Source organism: Massilia frigida (assembly GCF_011682175.1).
In the GTDB taxonomy this organism is placed as follows: domain Bacteria; phylum Pseudomonadota; class Gammaproteobacteria; order Burkholderiales; family Burkholderiaceae_D; genus Telluria_A; species Telluria_A frigida.
Window position 1 is genome coordinate 1 of sequence record NZ_WHJG01000199.1, and the last position, 343, is coordinate 343.

Below are 343 nucleotides of genomic sequence, written 5' to 3' on the forward strand. Positions count from 1 at the left end.
GCCCACGATGACCGCTTTTTCGGTGTCGAAATCGGCCCCTGAAAAACCGAAGCGCGCCGAGCCCAGGGTCATCGCGCTGTGCCCGAGGCGCTTCATGTTGCCCTCGCCGTCGATGGAGGCGGCGAACACCAGGCGCTCGATGCTTGCCGGCAGCCGGGCCAGGTCGATCGCGAAGATGCTGGCGTCGCCGCGCGTGTCGTACTTGACGGCATCGGCGGGACTGGCCGTCTGGTTAAAGAAGATCATGAAGCGCTCGTCCGACAGGCGGCTGTCGGCGTCCAGTCCGAAGCAGGCCACGTCGATCACCAGCCCGGCCGGCGCCATTTCCACTGTCACGTTGAAT

At 65.3% G+C, this 343-nt stretch carries 1 protein-coding gene; it reads right to left on the reverse strand.

Annotated features, from left to right (window positions below; translation table 11 throughout):
* The coding region (locus tag F2P44_RS34675) for a TerD family protein (protein ID WP_167094638.1) at nt 1-343 on the reverse strand (343 nt) is incomplete at both ends.